Consider the following 22621-nt stretch of genomic DNA (forward strand, 5'->3'; position numbering starts at 1 on the left):
GTCCGGTATGTAGTTTTGGTCGACAGCATACCGGTTTTTTTTATTTATTTTTTACTTCCTCATCTATTTTCTAATTGTGATTGTTTTATTTTTCATCGAATAATTTATTCCGGTACTAAAGGCCAGACTATGCAAGATTTCTTCAAGCTCAGCATTTTTGAATGTCCCTGTCACCGTTAGCGAACGTAAGGATTGAGATTCAATATTGACCTTTACAGCATAACGTCTTTCTAAACGTTTAGCGACGTTGGCCAATGGCTCATTCTTTATCACAAATGAGTCTTCTGTCCAGTCTATGGCGTCCTCAGGCAGTACCTGATTACTTCGTACTGCCTTGTGAAAGTCCATAATTCCTTGCATACCTTTTGTAAGTACGACCTGATCTCTTTGATCATATCGACCAAAACGTACCTTCCCTCTTTCTACCGTCATCACAACTTGCTCGTCATCGGCATAAGCCTTTAAATTAAATCGCGTTCCAAGTACCTGGGTGAAAGAGGAATCCGTGTTAACAATAAATGGTTTACTTTCGTCATGTGCAATATTAAAATATCCTTCTCCTCGCAATTTCACCAATCGTTGCCGACCATCAAATTTTTCTGGATACTCAAGTTCACTCACCCCGTTCAGTACAATAATCGAACCGTCAGATAGTGTTACTGTCAAACGTTGTCCCGCCTCTGTATGTACCTTTTTTAACACCGCATTTTTCAAGCTCGGAACCGGAGTTACATATTGGTAGGCCAGCCAGCCTAAACCAATAAGCATAACAAGACTTGCTGCAATCGCTCCAATAGAAGACAATAATTTGGAGTTAACTCTTCTAATAGGAGTATCGACAAGTTTTACCTCCTGTATTATGTTAGTTGAAAGCCTATTCCAAGCTGACTGCAGTTGCTCCGCTTCTCCGGGTGCTGGCTCAGCCATTTGGTCATTCTCTTTTAACCAAGTATCAACGCGTCTTCTTTCCTCCAAAGAGGAATGACCGCTTGCATACCTTTTTATTTCTTCTTCCGTAATTTTCATTATGATTACCTAAGAGCAACCTTATACCAATTTATTCAGTCTAAATAAGGTACTCTATAATAACAGTTCCTTAACGCAGATAAAAGTACAGGTGCTTTCTATAAAAAAAACACAACAAACTGTATATCAATAAAAAAAAGATTATTCAGAATCTATATCATTCAAATTGGCGCGAAGGAAAGAGAGGGCATTACCAATATGCTGCTTAACGGCACTGAGGGAGATACCTAGTTGAAAAGCGATTTGCGAATTATCCAGTCCCTGCTGATCCCGCATCATATAAACCCGGCGGCATTGTGGTGGCAGCTTATTGATAAGCGTTTTTATTCGATCGGAGAGATCGTTGTAGTATATTTCATGTTGTGTGCTATAATCGGCCTCGTTATAGCCAAGTAAAGAACTTTGAAGATGCTGCTTTTGGTTGGCGGCATCTCTAAAGTTCTTAATAATTTGGAGTTTCGTTGCGTGGGTAAGAAAATGCTCGGGCTTTTCTATAATCAATGTGTCACGCCTCTCCCAAATAGAAAGAAAAACATTATGAACTATATTTCCAGCAATATCTTGATCATTTACCTGGCTGTAAGCTATGCGATACATTTTGGGAGCATATGTTTTATACAGTTCTTCAAAACTGGATTCATCCAGTCTAAGAATTGATATGTTTTTTTTGCTCACCATCGTCTCTTTGTTTTCAGTCTTCAAAGATAACGCTATTTAGAATGAATTCAAATAATTGAAAAAATATGTATGAATAACTTGTACATTGGATTTTTGGGCTTAGATTAAAATCCGACACTTTAGATATATCTGGGTAAGGTGGCACCAAGATAAAAAATGGAGATGAAAATTATAATTAACGAGCTATCTATTTTGTCTTTTTATATCCTGTTTTGTAAATTCAAAAACCAGTAAAGCCATATCATGAAGCTAGTTGTGAAAATATTTCAGATCTGTATTGTTATTTTGTTGGGATATCAAAACGGGGCATTCGCAAAAGCTATTGCAACACCATTGGCAACAGATTCATTAATCGTATTGCATTTTCAGACAAATGACTCGCTGGTATACATTCGGGAGGATTTTGACACGATCTTAAGTAATCATCCCGAATTTCTATTTGAAGAGACATTTGCCCCCACATTGTGCTATCACCTCCAACGCGATATGGAGTTTAGTAGTGAGGCTGGACAGGATAATTATTGTATGCTCTATTCCTACTTCTTAATGAAGGTAAATGGTGAGCAAAAATATGCCGCACAGCGTAAAAGGTTATTTCAGCTATTTTCAAAAATAAATGAATTATTTGCATTAATTGAACAAGGAGGTACGTACTTTGGACATCAGCATAAAAGGCTCCTGGCGGAAGTAGAATATGCGATTTACCTAATGCCAAAAGATAAGAGCGAGCTTCGAAAAACATATGCTATCGATAAACAAAAACAACTGTATATTCAGGGGCTAAGACAGCTTGTAGCTGATGAGACAGCAAATAATAACGGTATTGAACCTCAGTGGAAATTAAGTCAAATCAAACGGCTTAACAAAGTAATAGACAGCATACATCAGCTCATTACGGATAATTTCTCTCTCAGGAGGGCGCAATATTTTCAAAGCAATTATTATGAATATTACTAAACGACAGATAACTGTCGCCTGTTAACTATCGGATAGATTTTGTCAATGGAAAATAAACTAATTAAAATAGCACTGATTAAATATGGATCATTTAGAACCTATGCCATTATGGACATTGGTAGCTAACATCAAACAAGAAATTAGCTATGGTCAAGGAAAACTGCAAACCCGCTATGGCACGAAACAGTTTAGCCCGGGCACCAAAGTGTATATTATCGATTGGTATGCTGGGATGTGCCAAGCTATTACCGTAATCGGCTTGTCTAGAGATACGAAAAGATTAATTACCATTGTTATACGGCCCGAATGGGTCGAAAACTTCCGGCTCAAATTATGCTACAATCCTAAAGTCTGTTCAAAAATAAAGACCTACTTTGATAAGGAGGAAACTGGAATGCAGCGATATACAGAAAAATTTGTGAATGATATGTTTATCGGTATACCCCAATGGATTGAACCTCTCGGTTAGTTGACGGCAGATTAGAAATGTAGCGTGCACTCTCTCGACGAAACAATAACGCTATAAAAAGCTTGAATAATCAGGTTTTATAAATCTCTAGTAACAATACTTAGCTATAGAATTTAATTAGCTTGCCCATGTTCTGAATTAAGTCAGTTTGATGAAGGTAAGCTGTTCCTTTATCAAAAAGTTCAAAATTAAAATCAGCAGATAATTCTTCTAATCTTTTTCTGCTGGCTTTAACTTCTCCTTCAAAACAGTTGTCCCAGGCCAGTAGGATTATTTCGCCATCTTTACTAAATTGATAAAGATCAAAATCTATTCCTTTATCAAACATCTTTTCATCATATTCAAAATCTAATCTCCACTTATTTTGTTGTAGAAATTTCACAATTGAATAAAATATACTGGTATCAATTCCTGTTGCTATATAATCCATAACTGAAGGGTTGTTGTCTTCTCTATTTGTTAGACGTGTTATCTTATTTTGATATAAATTATAAAATTACATCACACGTTTCGACTTTAATCCCCCCTTCTGTCGGTGTCATCTCTGACCATAGCCAGTTAAAATACTGAATCACTTGCCGAGCTGGGATCATGGGACGATCGGCGGTGGTGTGTCCATCAGCAACCACGGTAATAGAATAGTCTCTCGTCAAGGCTGATTTTATAGTGGCATCCACACAGAAATCTGTAGCACATCCGGTCACGATCAGTTCCTTCACTCCCCTACTCCTCAATATCGTCTGCAGATCAGTTTTATAAAATGAATCATTCGCTGTCTTAGAGACAAACATCTCTGCGGGCCCTCTGATCAGCTCTGGTAATAACGACCAATCTTCTGTCCCCGGCAGAAAACAGTTTTCCTTTGTCCCATCATGCTGTATAAAAATGACCGGCTCTTCGTTCTTTCTAAACACCTCGGAAAGTATGTTTATCCGATCAATTACAGCAAAGGTATCATGCCTCAGCTCATAGGGTCTAAAACTCCCCAGTTGCATATCTATGATTAGTAAGGCTCTCATTTGTGAACTAGCTTCTGTATTTGATAAATATAACGAATGTTCATTATTCAACACCAATTATTCGATATCAGGTAACCAATAAACAAACATGTGCCGTTTTGATGTATTCAACATCCTGTAATAAACAGCCGAAAAGTCAGAGATTTTAAGGTTTTCTTAAAGTTTTTATTCTAAATCTTTATATACGCCGGTTTATAAAATGCTATTTTTTTTAGTATATTTACCCACGTAAAATAAAAACTGTAATAGCCAGTTATTCCGTCTAGTTTTCTCAAACTGACAAAGAATAATTTATCAAATCTAAATGTATGGCAAAGAATAAAAAAATTAATGTACAGGGAAAGGAAATAACAATCATCCTCGACAATGGTAACGAGTTTATTTCACTTACTGATATGCTAAAAGCTAAAGATGGAGACTTTTTCATTTCTGATTGGCTTCGAAATAGAAACACAGTTGAATATCTGGGTATTTGGGAAAGCATTTATAACCCTCTTTTTAATTATGGCGAATTCGCCATAATTAAAAGTCAGGCCGGACTTAACAGTTATAAAATCAGTGTTAAAGATTGGGTTGAGAAGACAAATGCTATCGGCTTAAAAGCAACCGCAGGAAGATATGGGGGGACATATGCGCATCCTGATATAGCTTTTGAATTCGGTATGTGGATTAGCCCCCATTTTAAAATTTACTTAATCAAAGAATTTCAGCGTCTAAAAGATGAAGAAAATGATCGTTTGAAATTGAACTGGGACTTACAAAGGACACTAGCCAAAGTAAATTATCACATTCACACTGATGCTATAAAGGAAAACCTCATTCCTTCAGAAATTACCAAGCAGCAAGCGAATTCCGTTTATGCAAGCGAAGCTGATATACTGAATGTCGCACTATTTGGAATGACAGCCAAACAATGGAGAGATACTAATCCCGACAAAAAGGGCAATATTCGAGACTACGCGATTATAGAACAGTTGGTCGTGCTAAGCAACATGGAAAGTATAAATGCGTTGCTGATCCAACAAGGCCTACCACAAAATGAAAGACTTATACAACTGAACAAAGTAGCGGTAACCCAAATGAAGTCACTCGTAGAAAATAAGGCTGTTAATAAATTGAAATAGAAAGGTTTCTTATTTATCCATCCCTCTAACTGGAAATATGACGAGTTTTAAATAAATCTTATCATCAATGCGTTAGATAAGCAATTCTATTTCTTATCCTATGCAAAGTCGATCGAAGAACAAATCTGTTAGATTTGTAAGACTGCAAATGATCAAAATCCAGTTAGAATAGATAAATGTTCCTAATATGAAATCAATATTTGAGAAAAACATAAGAGAAGCGGTCATCGAAAGAATTAATTTATTACACGAGGACAGCAATGCTCTTTGGGGAAAAATGACAGTAACGCAAATGGTCAGGCATTGTATATTATGTGAACAATATTACCAAGGATCCATAAAGGTTAAGCGTTCATTTTTAGGGCGAATGTTTGGTCAAAATGCGATAAAGGGGATATTGAAAGATGAAACAACAAGTTTTGGCAAAAACGCACCCACATCCGCTGTATTTATCGTAAATGAAGACATACATGATTTAGAAATGGAGAAACGAAATTGGAAATTATTGATCGAGCAGTATGAAACATTTGAAAAAGATGCATTTGTACATTGGTTCTTTGGTAGAATGTCCAGAGCCCAATTAGGTCAGTTCATATACAAACATTGCAACCACCATTTAAAGCAGTTTGGAGCGTAACCCAAAAAGCCACGAAACCGCTACATGGGTCAGACGTTATAACGGGTTCGTTCTATAGCAGGTATCTGAAAGTGAAATAAAGCTTCTGCCATCCTCTTCTATGAAAATTCAATAAAATCCGACACTTTAGATATATCTGGGTAAGGTGGCACCAAGATAAAAAATGGAGATGAAAATTATAATTAACGAGCTATCTATTTTGTCTTTTTATATCCTGTTTTGTAAATTCAAAAACCAGTAAAGCCATATCATGAAGCTAGTTGTGAAAATATTTCAGGTCTGTATTAATTATTATGAATATTACTAAACGACAGATAATTGTCGCCTGTTAGCTATCGGATAGACTTTGTCAAAGGAAATAAACTAATTAAATGGAATGAACAGCTCAGTTAGTTGAAGGCGGGTCATTGAATAATCCCCCCTTCTGTTGGCGTCATCTCTGACCATAGCCAGTTAAAATACTGAATCACTTGCCGAGCTGGGATCATGGGCCTATCGGCGGTGCTGTGTCCATCAGCAACCACACTACCTCTAATTTTAAACCCGTCGAATTCGAAGGGTTTAATCAAACACGGTTTAAACTGTGCCTATTTTTGAGCAGGCATTTTCAAAATATCCGTCATCCAATGCCTCTTGAATAGCTTTACGGATAGTCGAATGAGATAAATCCGGCACGATAATCATATCGGAAGCCCAGGAATAGGAAGCATCCTCACATCACATCAACATGTCAATGTTTTTAACGTAAACAAAGTAGCAACATATACGTCGTCATTACTCAGTATAATATTAATATCTATATAGAACTTGGATAAATATAGAAAGTAGAGATATAACCAAAATTTTACATTTTAAACTATAGCTTAGCGAATATTTTTTTCGTCTATTTATATGAATTTTATAAACTACACCAGTAATATTAATAATGAGGAGAAAACTAACTATTTTACTTTTTAGCGTCTTGTTTTTAATAGTTGCATCTTGCAGCCGTAATGAACCATTTGATCCAAAACCTCAACCAGAACCGGAACCCCTTATAGAATACGCTTGTCCAAAGGCAGACGATATTTATAAAATCTATCCGGACACTTTATTTGTGAATCCAACAGGCTTATACATCATATACGAGAAAAGGCCAATAAAGTTGACATACACGGATGAATTTAGCACTACATTTGCATTATTTACCTGTGAAGGAAAGCTTGATAGCCGCAATAAGACTGTGAATAACTCACTATCGTGGAAGATTAAAACAGATGATAAAGAAAACCGGGATGTAGTTTATGCCAATCAAGGGGTTATCCAAATCAAGCAGGTACTCTTACCGAAAGACATCGATCGGATCTTGACGTTTAAGGAAGGAGAAAAAATGGAATATAGTGTTTCTCTATTAAATTTCAAGGAGGATACGATCCAAACAAGTAAAATTACTTTTATATATAAAAAGGATTTATAGCTACACTAATTAATGTAGTTTTTATTATTGATGTAAGTGTAACGACGGCAGTCCTACCTATCAAAATCTACGGCTTTATTTCTTTGTATATCGGCTGGAATTCGCGATGCCATTTCTCCAGTTTATTATTTTTAAACCTAAATAAATAGAATTCATCATCAAAAGGAAAATTCCTGTAGGAGATAACTTCGATGGTATCCGTAGCGTTTGCTTCCTTTTGCGCAATTGAATAGGATGATCCGAGAATATCAACAACTTGCAATTTGGACATCCCCAGTTCAAGCTGCTCCATTTTCGATTTTCTCATTGTGGCAATCCGTGTACCGGAACAAGAAGATAACACCACAGTTAAAAGACTTAAAATAGCTATTAAGTTATTCTTCATATATCTAATTTAAGAAATAATTTCATTAAATTAGATCAAGGGACTGCTTAAAATCTAATTATTATGATGAAGAATATAGTTTTATTAATGGTATTCCAGCTATTTGCCACGACCTTCTGCAGTGCGCAGATTGACTCTACTCTTTCAAACAAATTAATTACAATGGCGAGGTTAGATCAAGAAATCATGCAATCTCCGCCAAAGAACGTCAAACCTGCGAGTGAACAGCATATGGCTCTTATCGACAGTATGGCAACGGTAAATTACAACGAAGCAAAAATAATTTTTGAAAAATATGGATTTCCTGGTTTTGATATGGTTGGAGAGGAAGGAAGCAAGAGTTTTTGGCTCATCGTACAACATTGTGATAAATGGCCAAAATTTCAAGAGAAAGTTTTGAAAAAAATGGAAGCTCAGGTAAAAAAGAAAAATGCCCATTCGACCTATTATGCCTATCTCGTGGACAGGATAAAAATCCGTGCGGGTAAAAAACAAATCTACGGTACACAAGTGTCCTATCATACAGATACTTGTCAAGCCTATGTTGCAGATGTAGAAGATATGAACAACATCAATAAAAGAAGAAGCGCTGTTGGTCTAAATACTATTGAAGAATATCTCAATACAGTTAGTAAAAACCATTTTTTAAGAAATGAAGAAAGCTTTAGAAAAAAAGGTATTACCGGCCCTACATTATATCCTATTGAGCAAAAAATATAGGTCTTCTAACTAGTTGGATCTGCCAGGCCTGGTCCATTTAACAGCTATAGATTAGATGGAAGCCCGTATCCTTTGCTTGGAATAGAAACATTTGAAAAAGATACATTTATACATTGGTTCTTTGGTAGAATGTCCAGAGCCCAATTAGGTCAGTTCATATACAAACATTGCAACCGCCATTTAAAGCAGTTTGGAGCGTAACCCAAAAAGCCACGAAACTGCTACATGGGTGAGACTTTATAACGGTTTAGTTCTATGGGAGGTATTTTGAAATTCGAAGGTGGAGGTCAGTTAATTAGAAAAGTCCAATCTCAGTTGTCGGAAAAATGGATACTTACATAACCTTACTTAGTTGAAAAGAATCTAAACGCCCTGCTCCTTGAAACTTGGCTCTTATACCGACAATATTCCCAATCCCTTTAAAATCTACCCCCTCATAAGCTAGCTTTCCATTTAATTTAATTTTAATTTTCCCAGAACGTGCATCACATTCAACTTTAACAGGTGTTGCGTAATCAACTCCGAATGCAGACAGATCGTGGAACCTTCCATCCAAAAGTTGTTCACCTATTCTTAGCTTATTTTCCCCAACACAGCCAGCTTTAGAAAGAGGAATAATTATCGCCCCTTCTGTACCAAGAAGTGTGAGATCAGTATGCTTGCATGGAGCAGCCGGATGAGCAAATGTATTTTGTACATTAACTGATAAAGAAAAGGAGCGGCTGTCTACAGTAATATCTCGATTGACATAAGTTAATAAGAATGAAGGGATCAAGCCGTCTGTTGGTAGATATTGATTTTTTTCTTCGGATGAGATACCATACCAGCTGTTATGACGATAACTGTCTTTCTGTAAGTAAAAAGGTATAGAATCTTTATATAATACACCTATCCAATCCTCTGTTTCTATAAATATGTCGTGTTCTTTAACTATGGAATCATTCAGTATTAACTTGGCACGGTAATACCCGGGTAAGTAATAGACGCTGGTATGTTGATGGTGAGACTTGTCGACTCTGACCCTTCTCTTTTCGTCCCAATTCTGCTGGATAAATACACTGTCGGCATTGGATTGCATCGCATCGTATTCAAATACAACTGTATTGGGAACGCCAACAGAAACTGCTCTGCTATTAAATTTAACGTTATCGATCTGTAGTGTATTAATAGCTTTCTTCTGCAGCAAGAAGCCAACTAAAGAAAATGAAGAAGGGAGAACCAATATTGCTACCAAATATATAAATATCTTTTTTTTCACCATAGGCTCTAAAGATGACACAACGCCTTGTGGCTTCGTTGTATCTACACAATATTTGACAAAATCCCTCCAATTTTGGAAATCGATAAACTTTGATAATGTATCCAGGGTTGATAGATTGGGTTTGCTTTGATATTTCACTTTTCCCCAAATTCTCTTCAAGGTGCTCGCGCTAATCAACGTTTTTGTTTCAATCAAAATCTGTTCACTGAGATTTTCAAAATCTTGGGCCTGCCAATTAGCACTATTTCCCCAGCCAAGTTTTTCTTCAATTAAGGCTTTGCAGTGATCGATATAGTATTGGTTTTCAGACATGATTATTCCAAATATGAACTTGAACTTTTTTGAACAGCGAATGAATTTATAAAAAGTTAGCGATATACTAGATTTAAATCAGCAAATGAAAACGAAAAAATATAAATCAATCTTAATACTATGTTCAAGATCAAAATTACAATTAGTTTGTTAGTTCTGCTTTTTTCATCTATTAAACTGCTAGGACAACAAGTTCACATGCCGGCACTAAATGAGGAAGCACTGGAAGCTATGAACAGAAAATTCTCAATTTCTTCAACGAATACTGATTCGCAATTTTTACATGTCGAAGGAAAGCCCAACGCTGGTATAGTGTGGATTAAAAATTTTTTGTTCGAAAGTGGCACAATTGAATTCAATGTCAAAGGTAAGGATGTGCTTCAGGAAAGTTTTGTCGGTTTAGCTTTTCATGGAACTGATGATAGTACATATCAAGCAATTTACTTTCGGCCGTTCAATTTCCGGTCAAACGACCCGATCAGGAGAAAACATGCGTTGCAATATATAGCACTTCCGGAAAATGACTGGCCGTACCTTAGAAAAGAATTTCCAGATAAGTACGAAGCCCCTCTGCTCCATGATGTAGATCCGAACGATTGGTTCCATGTCAAAATTGATGTTTCGGCCGAAAATATTAAAACTTACATCAATAAGGACAAAAATCCGGTGCTAATCGTTAAGCCACTGCTCCAGGCCTCTCCGGGAAAAATCGGTTTTTGGACAGGCCATGATTCGGATGGTGATTTCTCAGGTTTAAGAATCATTCGCAAAAAATAGGAATAAACTATGACGAACTCATATCTCGATTTGCCTAATTTACGATTAGTTCTATCAAAGCTTTTCGCGTGGAAAGTGAAGATATGTTAGACACCTTTCATATTTGAGGTTACAAGACTCATAAAACCTGGATGCAATCCGATTTTCTGGATATCGCCTAGCCACTACTTTACAGGTTTACCCGGTTTCAGCCTTGTTCTGATTTGATCGTCTTTTCAATCCTGTATCATAAATAAAAACTTGATGCATGAATTCAATAAATTCTATTATGGAAAAGAAAACACTCTTGCATCATCTTTTAAACCGCTTGTATTATGAAAGTATATCTCTTAGTCTCAAATGGCTTCAAACCTAAATCCGTAACCATACGATCGGCTACTTATATGACCGAAGCATCCATTGCTGACAGTATAAATCAACCAAATGATCTATCTTAATAGTATTGTAATTCTTTCGTTTTATTTTATTATTTTCGCATTGAAAAGTATTAGCCTCAATTTCATGAAAAGTTATATTCAATTCTCTTGCTTATTCCTATTTATATTTTTCTTTAGTTGTAAAAAAGAGAAGCAAGAAATTCAACCTCCAAGTATTCCACAGATTGCACAAATCGAACTCCTGGAACCGAATTATCCGACCGATGGAGGACTCAATCTGGGGTTAAAGATTAATAGTGTTCCCGAACCGTTGTCGAACATAGGAATTCTGATCGCCCGTGACTCAACATTTAAAGATATCGTCTTAAATAAAAATTTTGAATTACCCCTTGAAGTTAAGACTTATAACCTAAATATAAAATCGGGATTAGAGTTAAACAGTTCTTACTATTATACTTATTTCATCAACAATAAAATAAGCTTAGCTAAATCTGATCTATTAAAATTTACCTTCGGAAAAGAATCCAAACTGAAAATTGACTCCATATCAATGGCCACACGATCTATAGGTGACACCTTAAGACTTTATGGAGACTTTGAGGGATTTCAGTTAAAAGAGGCTGGTATCGGAAATGTAAAATTGCAAGCTTACAAAAAGTCAGACAAAGTCATTTACATGCCTTTAACTGATCAAACTCCAGTTGGCGAACAGGAAATATATTTACATTCTACTTATCAGAAGACTGTCTTTAAGGATAAATTCAGCCTGTCAACAGCACAGATCATCGATTTCCCAAAAGAAGTTAAGATCGGAGAAGAAGTAAAAATAACTGGAAACAATTTTTCAAAATACAGAAATGCCAATAAACTATTCATAAATGACGAGGAAGTTGCGATCAAATCATTCGGCATAAATTTTATTCAATTTGTAATTCCAAACACCCTAAAAAGTGCAACGCTCCATGTTAATTTGAAATGCAATAATCAAAACATTGTTCCAAAAGACAATGCACCGATGCGTATCAAAAGGCCTGAAGTAGTGGAACTACCAGGTGAGATCGCCATCGGTGATTTCTTATCAGTCACATTAAAGGATCTTCCCAAAACAGCAGTGCAGTTTTTCATTGATGGCTATGAAACAGAGTTTATCCATAGATCGGATGATGACCGCGAAAATACGTCTCAAATTTCATGGAGCACTTTTATCAATAACTACACAAATAAATCCGTTCAGCTCGAAGTGAGATACTTAGATGAGAAAATAAAACTCTCTCCTTCAATTAAAATAAAAGACCCGTGGTTTATAGGGAGTAACGAAATCCCTTTTAACTCAATTGACATGACCAATCCAGCAGTCGTGGTCAATAACACGGCATATATACTCGCAAATAACGGAAGTGCAAACGGCGGACTCAGTTTTTGGAAGTTCAACAAAACTTCGGGAAACTTCACAGAAACAAAAGTGCCTTTTGCGTGCGAAAACCCAAAGATGACTGCTTCCAAAAATAAAATATATCTATATACAGGGAATCAAAATGGCCAATTCTACGAACTAGACCCTTCAAACAACACATTTAAGGAGTTGGAAAAATATCCTGGAATAGTACGTACTCATGGAACTATAAACTGGGTCAATAACAAGCTCTATATGGTCACAGGACATAACCCAAGCCCCTATCCGTTCGGAAGAACCGAAGGGGATAGGACAATGTATTCCTATGATATTGCAAATAACAAATGGGAAAAAAGTGTAGATTTTCCCGAAAACGAAATAATCGGTGTTTACGATAGAATGAGAACATCCTCATTCGTTATAGGAAGCCGACTATTTGTGATCGGGGGCTCAATGCATACGGGACAGGTGCAAACTTATGCCTTTGACACCGATACCAAAAGATGGGAAACAAAAACCGATCTACCCTATTCTTTTAGTGATAAAAGCTCGCTGGGAATAGCAGATTATGGCTTTGCCTTTCTAGGCCCGCTATACCGTTACACCGCCACCAGAAATATTTGGGAACAAATACCACACATCATTCCCTATGGTCACGACGCGTCTAATTCAATTGCTTTTGTAGTGGACGATCAACTTTATTACAGTATCAACAGATACAACAAGTTACTCCGAGTTTCCGTAAATGAATTAAAAAAATAACCATGCAAAAATTATATTTTCTCTTTCTTGTGTTGGCCATGTTCATGTCTTGTAAAAAAGAAGAAGTCGTCCAAACTAACGACAAATATGCGACGCTAAAATTACAAGTGTGGGATGAATTCAAGACTAACGCGCTGGATTCAGTCAAAGTAGTGTTTCCGGAACTGAACAAAAGTTATACGTTGACAAAAGGCAAACCCTATATCAGCGATCTTCCAAAACAGGACCTTAAGGCTGAGATAAGTAAATCAGGATACATAGATGTAAGCAAACGGTTCGATTTTAGCAAAAGGGATACCATTAATGATAATATCATTATGCCCTACGACGATATGATCCTTACTGTTCCAACAGACAGTTTATATGCTTCCCATCAGAGTAAATCGTTTTCATTTACAGCGCGGAGAAATAAGGGTTTTAACATCATCGCTCCTGATTGGATACGGGTGGATACTCTATCGGAAAAAGCATTTGAAATTAAGATTAATATTCGCTTTTTACAGAATAAAACCAATGAAAACCGAACTGCAAATATTATTCTAAAAAATGGGGAAAGTAAACGGACTATTCCGCTATTCCAATTTCGCAAAAATAGAATTGAATCGGTTTATGTAGAACTTGGTGATATTTCCAAATGGGAAGCTAACATGATTGACCCTTTAGACAATATAGGCTATATAAGATCGACCTCCGACTACTGCCTCTCCGAAATTACCGGAAAATCACTTAAAAATAAAACTGTAAGTTTTGCCTCTGGATGTGCACGCATAGGATTGGGCATGACGTACGAATTTGTAACCCAAAATAGAGGTGGATTGGATACGGTCCGTTTCAAATTTAATGGTTACGACAAAAAAATAGATATGCATAAATACCATAGTGGGATATGGAACTTATATCCTCTTGGATCAAACGACTATATTTTCTTTACCAACGATGCTGGAAAACGGATCGGGACAATTGATCTGGAACGTTTTGAAATTATCAACGACCCGAGAGTTAGTTTCGACACCCGAAATTTGCTATTTAACAATTACAACGGTAGTTTTTATCTCACTTCCACAGATGATAAATTGCGCCGAATAGATGTGAGGAATGGTCAGGTATTAGAGGAGATTCAATTCAGCCCGCAGCCAAATGATCATCCGCAATCCCCTTATGTTATTCCGGAAGAGGTTGTCTTCAACAAAAATGGAATGGCTTTTCTGACACTTTTGGGTAATAATATTACCGGTAGGAACGTCGCAACACTTGATATTGCAAATAAAAATAAATTTGAGCTTATAACAGGTTATTTGTACGCTTATTATTATTCGGGGTTAACAGTAATGCCGAACGGCGTAGATTTTGGAATGAAAGAAAACTATCGTGGCCTCTTTACCTGGGATCCTATAAAGAAGGTTTCCGAATTTGTGTATGATGAAATTACCATCCTACCTTTTCAAGATCTAGCATTCCATGAAAAACAGTTAATCAACTATAAAACAAAAGCGGCAATAGGTCAACCCATCCAAGGTAACTATTGGCAATCTGATACGAAAAACAAGTTGATATATGCGTTTATATGGGACCAACAATATACGACTTGGATCGTTTGTTATGACCTCAATGCAAAAGAACTGTATCGAAGACCTTTCTTCTATGACACAGGTGGTTCAAGCTATGTGAAGTTAGCTGGAAATGGAAAATATATCGTTTATTACAATGGATATTCGGAAGAACTATTTCGGTTTTCAATAGACTTTTTCAAAGGCAAAACGAAGTTGGAGAACTGGGAATTATAAGTCAGCAAAACGAAAAAATAACTGAAAATGATATCAAGCGAAGAAATACTTAGTCAAACTTAACCAAGAGGCTAAGATCTATTGTTTAAGTTTCCTAAATAGCTGTGTTGCGGTTACCAAATCGAGTGCCTCCATGTCCACAAGTTTTAATGCTTTGACCATATAGAGCGTACCTGTCTTGTACTTTTGAAAGTGTTCGGTTTTCAAATGGGACTGATAGGCTTTTTGATCTTTGTACATTTCCAGTATTCTAACCTGTGTTGGGTTATCCTTTTGGAACATGGGGAAGATGGCAATTACGCCCGGTTCAAGCCTTACGGATGCTTCCGCTTCTTCTTTCAGTATAGTCTTGTAGTGTTCTACATGCTGGGGATGTATCTCGATTTCTGAAATGCGTACCATTATGTCCTGCTGTTGAGCCTGGGCAATATGGATCATGCAAAATAACATTGCTGTTGCCAGTATAACCTGTAACGAACGTCTTACCCAAACACCGTACTCAAACATATTTTTATCCATATCATTTAAATGTTTAATAGTGCTTACTTTTCTATTATAGAAATAACGGTTCTTGCAGCTTTTGCATCTACATTTGGATGTAGAGGCAAAGCTGCTACACAGAACGGTAATCGACCCTAGCATTGTCAAAAAGCATATTCTCATATCTTTTAATTTAAATATTCCCTAAAGAATGTTTCCAACTTGCCGAAAGGAATTACGTCAGTCCTGTCGTATAGATCTACGTGGACTGCATTCGGAATAATAAGGAGTTCCTTTGGTTCTGATGCCGCTTTAAAAGCATCTTCACTAAAATAACGGGAGTGTGCTTTTTCCCCTGCAATGATCAAAAGCGGCCTTGGCGATATCTCTTTGATGTAGGTTAATATAGGCATATTCATAAACGATAATGCATTCGTTGCATTCCATGCTCCGGTTGAATTAAGTGAACGTTCATGAAACCCTCTTGCTGTGCGATAGTAATCGTAATAATCTTTCACAAACTGTGGCTCATCGCCTTTCAATTTTTCGGGATTTAATAGTGGCCCGGAGTGAAATCTTCCTGCTTCCGCATCTTTCCAGCGTTGCTCGCCCAATCGTTCTAATATTTTTGTCCGATCTTCTAATGTAACAGCATCATTATAACCTTTCGATATAACTCTTGTCATATCGTACATACTGGTCGTCGCGACGGCTTTTACCCTTTTGTCGATTGCAGTCGCATTTAACGCGAAGCCGCCAAAGCCACAGATACCAATGACCCCGATTTTGCTTCGGTCAATATTTTTCTGTATCCCAAGAAAATCTACTGCAGCACTGAAATCTTCCGTGTTGATATCGGGCGAAGCAACGGCGCGGGGCTCCCCGCCACTCTCTCCCGTATAAGAGGGGTCAAATGCCAAGGCTGCAAAACCACGTTCTGCCATTTGGTTGGCATAAAATCCTGAAGACTGCTCTTTTACCGCTCCGAATGGGCCACTAATGGCAAGTGCGGCCAATGGCTCAATGCCCTGTTTTTTGGGAAGGTAAAGATCTCCGCTCAATACAATCCCGTAACGGTTTTTAAAACTCACTTTCTTACGGACCGCTTTATTACTTAACTCAAAGGTATAGTGTTCTGTTGCTTTGTTCATTTTGCTCAATTTATTAACTGATTTGGTCTGGCTAAATGCCTGCGTAAAAATGACCAGGATCAAGAGTATGGATAGGGCTCTCTGTTTCATTTATTTTAGATAGATTTAATAATTTTTGCTGGTACTCCACCCACAATTGTATCATCAGGAACATCTTTTGTTACGACCGCTCCTGCTGCCACTATCGAATTTGCGCCAATAGTGACGCCCGGCAGAATACTGGCATTTGCACCGATCCATGCATTCTTTTTGATATGGACACGCCCAGGGACAAGAGACTGCCGATCCGCTACGGCTATGGGGTGCCCTTCTGATAATATACTGACTTTCGGGGCAATGAGTACATTATCTTCAATTGTAATGCCTCCTAAATCCAATAAGGTGCAGTCAAAATTGATAAACACGTTTTTTCCTATACGGGTATTTTTACCATAATTGATGTAAAGCGGAGTAAAAACAGTAACGCTCTCATCGATCTTGCTACCTGTTATCTGGCTTAGAAAGCTTCTAACTTCTGTAGGATCAACACTGTTGTTCATCTGAACGAGGAGTTCTTTTGTCGCGTGTGCGGCCTCAAGCATCTTATATGCTTGCGGATCATTGGACGATATAATCTCTCCATTTCGTAACCGCTGAAAAATGTCTGTCTCCGGCCGCCCTAATCTTTTATTTGGCAATTCATTGATCAGTTTATTCATCGCATCGGGTTCCCTTTCGAACATTTCCTTAACCATTGGCGTGCATCCGCCAAAATTACCTGCGCACCTGCTTCCGCAAATGATTTGGCAGAGGCCAGACCTATGCCTTGTGCAGCACCGGTAATCAATACAACTTTGTCTTTCATTGAACGCATATTTTCCATTTTAAAAATCACTAAAAAATACCATCATATTAAAGTGGAGCTTATCTCCTAGATAGTTACACAAATTTCTTATTTTAATTAGGTTGATCTTTTATACAGGATACAGATTTATTTACCAGTTTTACAGATTATGTCCGATCATTGGAAAAACAGATTCAGGTTTAGTAGATTTGAATTCAAATTTGTTATGTAATGGAGCAGGTCGAAAGATACGATACGGTCAAGCAGTACAATGACAGCATGGGGGTAGACACCTTACATCCCTTAGTCAGCGTAGTCAATTTCAATGAAATACCAACTGTTCAAAATTTCCGGCGTTATATGGGCATTTATGCTATATTTCTGAAAAATATTAAATGTGGCGATATGCGCTACGGATCTCAGCCTTATGACTATGAGGATGGAACATTGGTATTCGTATCGCCCGGACAGATTTATGGAATTGACAGTAATGGTATGGCCATAAAACCCTCCGGGTATGGACTTGTCTTTCATCCCGACTTTATAAAAGGAACCAATCTGGGAAAGCATATAAAAGACTATACCTTTCTTTCCTATGAGGTGAACGAAGCACTGCATTTATCCAAAAAGGAGCGCAAAACCATTGTGCATTGCTTTGAAAAAATAGCAGAAGAAATCGATCAGAATATTGACAAGCATAGCAAAACATTGATCGTTTCCAATATTGAGCTTTTGTTAAATTATTGCCAGCGTTTTTATGACCGGCAGTTTATAACAAGAAGCAATGTCAATAGTGATATTCTGGTACGGTTTGAGAAGCTGTTGAATGACTATTTCAAATCAGACAAAACACTTTTACTGGGACTTCCATCGGTGAGTTATTGCGCAGATCAACTACATCTTTCTCCGAATTACTTCGGAGACCTTATAAAAAAGGAAACAGGAAGCACAGCATTGGATTACATACAAGGTAAATTGATAGATGAAGCAAAAGAAAGAATCTTTGACCATTCCAAAAGCATCAACGAAATCGCCAGTGAACTGGGCTTTAAATATCAGCAGCATTTTACCCGCATTTTTAAACAAAAAACGGGTGTTACACCGAATGAGTATAGGAATTTAAATTAAAATTGATTAATCTTACAGTACACGCGCAGCATAGGGAAACGATTGTGACTATATTCCCCTATTTATCAACGAGCGTAACTGTAATAAAAGTAATTTCTTTTCCATTTGCTTTCAATTGTTTCCGATCAACATCTAATCGTATAGTTTATAGCTTCCCCGCAGTCTTTACATTGCTCTTGCAGCTATTTCCCCTAAAGAATCATAGGCAACTATCGTAACCGTATGTATGCGATTCCTGGTTCCAATGGCTACGATAAAGATAATATCGATCTTTAGGAATACCGGCAAGATCTACAATACCGAACACTGAAATCCTGATGTACTATTCAAATATTCCTCTTTCATTGAAATAGAGTCCCAGCTGTTCTATTTGCGGGTTTAGACGAGATTGTAAAATGTTGATTCTTATCTTCTGGGCATTAACTGTAGGAAAGGTCAATAACCGTTTGTTACCGATAGTAGTACCTTTCGACACTTCTTTCCAGACTCCATCTTGCCATACTTCCAAATTAAATCGCTCCACACGCTGGCCTAAAGCAATGCTTTCCTGTAGGGAGAGAACGTTGAACGCGGTTGCCTTAGGCAGGATATATTCAAAAGTTGCTGTGCTGGTTTTTTGATCTTTCGTCGTCCAGAATGGCATTTTTTTCCATTTTTTTAGAACGAGGTCGGTAGTCTGGAGTTTGGCTTTGCTTAAAATGTTATTCGAAAACAATGCTGTGCGCCAGTCGTTCCACTTTTTTAAATTTGCAGCATCTACCGAATGAATCAATCCGGCTGCTGTTGGTGGAATATTAAGCAACAAGACACCATTTTTTCCCACCGAATTAAAATAAATATCCATCAACTTCCCCGGGCTTTTAACTTTGTTATTCTCTTCCTCGTGATAGAACCATCCCGGGCGTATAGAAACATCGGTTTCCGCTGGGTACCAGACCAGCCCTTTTGCTTCTTTGATCCTTTCCCGGCTCCCAAGATCTTTGTTACGCATATCTCCCGCCGGTTTAATATTCATCTGCTGTTGCGATCCAGCAGCTATATGATTTTGCGCTAGGTTACTAGCAGGTACAACTGACCATTCTGTGTCCCGACCATAGCCCGTTTCTGTACCGACCCATCTTACATCGGGTCCCATTACTGCGATAACGGCCTCAGGTTGTTTTTCACGTATAACCTGATAATAACGATTCCAATCGTATTCCTGCTTTTTACCATTCGGTCCCTCTCCGTTAGCACCATCAAACCAAACTTCATCAATCTGACCATATCGGGTCAGTAATTCGCTCAATTGGGCAACAAAAAAATCATTATAAGCTTCTGACCCATAAGAAGCCTCATGTCGATCCCAAGGGGAAAGATATACCCCTAACTTCATATCATATTTTTTACAGGCCGCAGCTAGTTCGCCAAAAACATCTCCTTTCCCCTTTTTGTAAGGAGAATTTTTAACCGAATAGTCTGTTGTATTCGTTTGCCAGAGACAGAAGCCATCGTGATGCTTCGCGGTAAGAATCAAAAGTTTAATTCCACCTTCTTTTGCTGTCCAAACCCATTGTTCTGCATCTAATTGTGTCGGGTTAAATAATTTTGGATCGTCTTTCCCTTCACCCCATTCCTTATTTGTGAAGGTATTGATCCCGAAATGGAGAAATCCGGTCACTTCCAGCTTTTGCCAATCAAGCTGTCTTTGGGTCGGTATCACGTTGGCTGCCTTGGTTACAATAGCAGATTCTGATTCTCCGGGTTGTAAGGCAATCATATTTTGAGCCGCAGCATCAAATACCGCTGCCAATAATAGTAAAGTAATGATATTAATTTTCTTCATTTTATATCTATAGGACAAAAATAAGATAGCCGGAAAAATCTCCGAACTATCTTATCTTCAAAATTTTCGTAAAGGTTCCGACCAATTATTGATTGGCCCCCTGATTGGCAACTAAAGGCCAATTCGGGTTTTGATAGATAATTGAACCAGCTGGACTACCATCTGTCGAAGTTATGCTCAAATGACTTATGGCTATGGGAGACAAATAATGCGCACTGGTCCAACTATAGCCATTTAGAACAAGATTGTTAGCCGAAAGATTAATCCGATAGGGTCTTAAATATTGACTTTCCTGGGGTGAAGACACATTTGCTGTTTTTCCTGCTGTGCCCGGTACGATTAAAGTAGAGACGCCCTTATCTTTGTACCAGTCCTGCATAGGCCCCCACAGCCTCATCCCTTCAATAATGTATGGATTGTTTGCTAGCTGATCAAGCGCCCGCCAACGCCTAAGATCATTAAATCTAAATCCCTCGGCAATAAGTTCCAAACGGCGTTCTCTTCTAATATTATAAAGAATTTTATCGGAAAGTAACTGTCCGGCTGAATATGCAGCGAAGTCACCTTGAGCTTCCTTTTGCATTTCGGTCGCGTTTACGGTTGCCATAAAATCTGTATTTACGCCTGCTCTTTCTCTTATTTTCGTCCAGTAACTGTTGGCTTTTGCATCGATTACTCCCTTTGCAAGATAACTTGCTTCAATATAGTTTAAATAAGCCTCAACAGCACGAAATATAATTGAGCCTGTAGTACCAGTCTGCCCCTCAGCTTGGGCAAAAAGGTAACTCATTCCTTTTTTCAAAGCGTAACCTGTCACGTACCGTGTCTCTGCCAAACCAATAATATCGGGTCTAGGCTCTGTCTGTACAGCACCGGTTGAAGAAGTCTGGTTGGTATAACTCAATTCCCCAGGTGCCTTCATGAATAGCTGTAATCGGTTATCCCGATTTTTTTTGACAAGGCTGATGGAATCGTCGCCTGCATAACCCGAGTTTGAAGCATAAATAGGTAGTCCGTTTTTCATGGTAAAATTTTCCACAAGACCTCTTGAATATCCGGAATTTCCGCCATTTCGATTCATGTAATGATTTACGGCATGGGTAATTCCCAAGGGTGTGGAATAACTCCGCCATAAAAGCACTTCACTGTAGCCATTTAAATTCTCGTCGCCAAACATTTTGAAATAGGGGTTCGAAGATGAATTATAACCATCGTCCTTTGTATTTCCGACAAGTTCGACTGCATCGGCTACCTGAGCGGCGGCTGTCATAGACTGTTCTAAGAAATAATTGATCTCATTATCGATATTGATCGAAAAATTTGGGTGCGATTTTGCACCGGGCCAGCCAGTTCCACCAGGGACGAAAGCAGTTCCTTTATGGTATTTTAGCCAAGAGCCTTCAAATAACCCTACACGAGATTTAAAAAGTAAAGCGGCCTTTTTTGAAATACGGTTCTTCCCGTCAGGAGCTACATCGTTCAATAATGTAATTGCCGAATCCAAATCAGAAAGAATAAATCGAACCACCATATTTCTAGGTTGTCGAATGGAAGCAGCCGTCAGCTCTTCCATATTATCTTTAAGTGTATTTCGAACAATCGGAAAATCACCAAGCGCCTGCACTTTATTAAAATATTCATACGCTCTCAAAAAATAGGCTTCACCCACATAATGAGTTATATTTGCTGAATTGCCCGTTAACTTACCGTTCTTCCATTTTGGGAGTACCTGTTCAAGAAAATAGTTCAACTGCCTAATCTGAGTAAAATCCCAATCACCGCCCGAACTCGGCACACGCCATTCTCCAGGTACCCAACGTGTCGAATAACTTGAAGTCACCTGGTTGTCTGTACCGTTATCGTTAGCAAATGTACCAAGGCCCCAGCCAGAATGGGATGGAAAGGCATAACGGCCAACCGTGTATGCGGCCAAATCTGCTTCGGTATTTAAATATTCCTGCGGTGTTACATTGGATAAGGGTTCTCTATCCAAATACTTATTGCAGGAATGCAATGTGAACAACACGGTCATCGATAACAACCAAGAAATTGTGGAAAAATAATATGTCGTTTTCAT

General features: G+C 37.9%; 23 protein-coding genes. 11 read left to right on the forward strand and 12 right to left on the reverse strand.

Annotated features, from left to right (window positions below):
- Positions 1 to 63 precede the first annotated feature (63 nt).
- On the reverse strand, positions 64 to 1026 hold the full coding sequence (locus ACLCDV_RS19005; RefSeq protein WP_411971973.1) for a FecR domain-containing protein: 963 nt from the start codon (positions 1024 to 1026) through the stop codon (positions 64 to 66).
- Between the two features lie 141 nt (positions 1027 to 1167).
- A complete protein-coding gene (locus ACLCDV_RS19010) occupies positions 1168 to 1728 on the reverse strand; it encodes an RNA polymerase sigma factor (RefSeq protein ID WP_411971974.1) in 561 nt (186 codons plus the stop codon).
- A gap of 219 nt (positions 1729 to 1947) precedes the next feature.
- Here ACLCDV_RS19010 and ACLCDV_RS19015 point away from each other — a divergent pair, with 219 nt between their 5' ends.
- Together ACLCDV_RS19015 and ACLCDV_RS19020 are read left to right on the forward strand one after the other, a co-directional pair.
- Complete coding sequence (locus ACLCDV_RS19015) at positions 1948 to 2661, forward strand: hypothetical protein (RefSeq protein ID WP_411971975.1); 714 nt, start codon at positions 1948 to 1950, stop codon at positions 2659 to 2661.
- Between the two features lie 82 nt (positions 2662 to 2743).
- The gene (locus ACLCDV_RS19020) at positions 2744 to 3130 is read left to right on the forward strand and encodes a hypothetical protein (RefSeq protein ID WP_411971976.1); all 387 of its coding nucleotides are present in this window, start codon (positions 2744 to 2746) and stop codon (positions 3128 to 3130) included.
- Between the two features lie 100 nt (positions 3131 to 3230).
- On the opposite strand, the gene ACLCDV_RS19025 is transcribed toward ACLCDV_RS19020, so the two are convergent.
- A complete protein-coding gene (locus ACLCDV_RS19025; protein WP_411971977.1) occupies positions 3231 to 3560 on the reverse strand; it encodes a hypothetical protein in 330 nt (109 codons plus the stop codon).
- Positions 3561 to 3618: 58 nt separating this feature from the next.
- Positions 3619 to 4149, reverse strand: a complete 531-nt coding sequence (locus ACLCDV_RS19030; RefSeq protein ID WP_411971978.1) for a cysteine hydrolase family protein — start codon at positions 4147 to 4149, stop codon at positions 3619 to 3621.
- Between the two features lie 308 nt (positions 4150 to 4457).
- On the opposite strand from ACLCDV_RS19030, the gene ACLCDV_RS19035 reads away from it, so the two are divergent.
- From ACLCDV_RS19035 to ACLCDV_RS19045, 3 genes are all read left to right on the forward strand, one after another.
- On the forward strand, positions 4458 to 5273 hold the full coding sequence (locus ACLCDV_RS19035; RefSeq protein WP_411971979.1) for a KilA-N domain-containing protein: 816 nt from the start codon (positions 4458 to 4460) through the stop codon (positions 5271 to 5273).
- A 187-nt stretch (positions 5274 to 5460) separates the two neighbouring features.
- Entirely contained in the window at positions 5461 to 5910 is a 450-nt protein-coding gene (locus ACLCDV_RS19040) for a DUF1569 domain-containing protein (protein ID WP_411971980.1), read from the forward strand.
- Positions 5911 to 6835: 925 nt separating this feature from the next.
- Positions 6836 to 7366 carry a hypothetical protein gene (locus ACLCDV_RS19045; RefSeq protein ID WP_411971981.1) on the forward strand — a complete coding sequence of 177 codons (531 nt, stop codon included), beginning with the start codon at positions 6836 to 6838 and terminating at the stop codon, positions 7364 to 7366.
- A gap of 67 nt (positions 7367 to 7433) precedes the next feature.
- On the opposite strand, the gene ACLCDV_RS19050 is transcribed toward ACLCDV_RS19045, so the two are convergent.
- Positions 7434 to 7751, reverse strand: coding sequence for a hypothetical protein (locus tag ACLCDV_RS19050; protein ID WP_336834525.1), 318 nt, complete (start codon positions 7749 to 7751; stop codon positions 7434 to 7436).
- A 63-nt stretch (positions 7752 to 7814) separates the two neighbouring features.
- On the opposite strand from ACLCDV_RS19050, the gene ACLCDV_RS19055 reads away from it, so the two are divergent.
- Complete coding sequence (locus ACLCDV_RS19055; protein WP_411971982.1) at positions 7815 to 8471, forward strand: DUF6624 domain-containing protein; 657 nt, start codon at positions 7815 to 7817, stop codon at positions 8469 to 8471.
- A gap of 334 nt (positions 8472 to 8805) precedes the next feature.
- Here the strand turns inward: ACLCDV_RS19055 and ACLCDV_RS19060 are convergent, their stop codons facing one another.
- Entirely contained in the window at positions 8806 to 10044 is a 1239-nt protein-coding gene (locus ACLCDV_RS19060) for a hypothetical protein (protein WP_411971983.1), read from the reverse strand.
- Positions 10045 to 10242: 198 nt separating this feature from the next.
- On the opposite strand from ACLCDV_RS19060, the gene ACLCDV_RS19065 reads away from it, so the two are divergent.
- The 4 genes from ACLCDV_RS19065 (at position 10243) to ACLCDV_RS19080 (ending at position 15137) form a co-directional block, all read left to right on the forward strand.
- Positions 10243 to 10821 (forward strand): hypothetical protein, encoded by a 579-nt coding sequence (locus tag ACLCDV_RS19065; RefSeq protein WP_411971984.1) that lies wholly within the window; start codon positions 10243 to 10245, stop codon positions 10819 to 10821.
- Between the two features lie 314 nt (positions 10822 to 11135).
- A complete protein-coding gene (locus ACLCDV_RS19070; RefSeq protein ID WP_411971985.1) occupies positions 11136 to 11258 on the forward strand; it encodes a hypothetical protein in 123 nt (40 codons plus the stop codon).
- 64 nt (positions 11259 to 11322) lie between these two features.
- Positions 11323 to 13353 carry an IPT/TIG domain-containing protein gene (locus ACLCDV_RS19075; RefSeq protein WP_411971986.1) on the forward strand — a complete coding sequence of 677 codons (2031 nt, stop codon included), beginning with the start codon at positions 11323 to 11325 and terminating at the stop codon, positions 13351 to 13353.
- Positions 13354 to 13355: 2 nt separating this feature from the next.
- Positions 13356 to 15137: a BACON domain-containing protein gene (locus tag ACLCDV_RS19080; RefSeq protein ID WP_411971987.1), complete on the forward strand. Its 1782-nt coding sequence runs from the start codon at positions 13356 to 13358 to the stop codon at positions 15135 to 15137.
- 78 nt (positions 15138 to 15215) lie between these two features.
- Here ACLCDV_RS19080 and ACLCDV_RS19085 read toward each other — a convergent pair whose 3' ends face one another.
- From ACLCDV_RS19085 to ACLCDV_RS19100, 4 genes are all read right to left on the reverse strand, one after another.
- Positions 15216 to 15656: a putative quinol monooxygenase gene (locus ACLCDV_RS19085; RefSeq protein ID WP_411971988.1), complete on the reverse strand. Its 441-nt coding sequence runs from the start codon at positions 15654 to 15656 to the stop codon at positions 15216 to 15218.
- A gap of 149 nt (positions 15657 to 15805) precedes the next feature.
- Positions 15806 to 16858: an alpha/beta hydrolase gene (locus ACLCDV_RS19090; protein WP_411971989.1), complete on the reverse strand. Its 1053-nt coding sequence runs from the start codon at positions 16856 to 16858 to the stop codon at positions 15806 to 15808.
- A gap of 5 nt (positions 16859 to 16863) precedes the next feature.
- A complete protein-coding gene (locus ACLCDV_RS19095; protein ID WP_411971990.1) occupies positions 16864 to 17490 on the reverse strand; it encodes a sugar O-acetyltransferase in 627 nt (208 codons plus the stop codon).
- A complete protein-coding gene (locus tag ACLCDV_RS19100) occupies positions 17463 to 17612 on the reverse strand; it encodes an SDR family NAD(P)-dependent oxidoreductase (RefSeq protein WP_411971991.1) in 150 nt (49 codons plus the stop codon). Before ACLCDV_RS19100 ends, ACLCDV_RS19095 begins: the two co-directional genes overlap by 28 nt.
- A gap of 210 nt (positions 17613 to 17822) precedes the next feature.
- Between ACLCDV_RS19100 and ACLCDV_RS19105 the strand changes: the two genes are divergently transcribed.
- Positions 17823 to 18719, forward strand: a complete 897-nt coding sequence (locus ACLCDV_RS19105; RefSeq protein ID WP_411971992.1) for a helix-turn-helix domain-containing protein — start codon at positions 17823 to 17825, stop codon at positions 18717 to 18719.
- Between the two features lie 322 nt (positions 18720 to 19041).
- Here the strand turns inward: ACLCDV_RS19105 and ACLCDV_RS19110 are convergent, their stop codons facing one another.
- Both ACLCDV_RS19110 and ACLCDV_RS19115 read right to left on the reverse strand, forming a co-directional pair.
- On the reverse strand, positions 19042 to 20544 hold the full coding sequence (locus tag ACLCDV_RS19110; protein ID WP_411971993.1) for an alpha-L-fucosidase: 1503 nt from the start codon (positions 20542 to 20544) through the stop codon (positions 19042 to 19044).
- Between the two features lie 85 nt (positions 20545 to 20629).
- On the reverse strand, positions 20630 to 22621 hold the full coding sequence (locus ACLCDV_RS19115) for a RagB/SusD family nutrient uptake outer membrane protein (protein ID WP_317664848.1): 1992 nt from the start codon (positions 22619 to 22621) through the stop codon (positions 20630 to 20632).

The sequence above is a fragment of the Sphingobacterium sp. Lzh-3 genome (assembly GCF_046764375.1).
Lineage (GTDB): Bacteria > Bacteroidota > Bacteroidia > Sphingobacteriales > Sphingobacteriaceae > Sphingobacterium.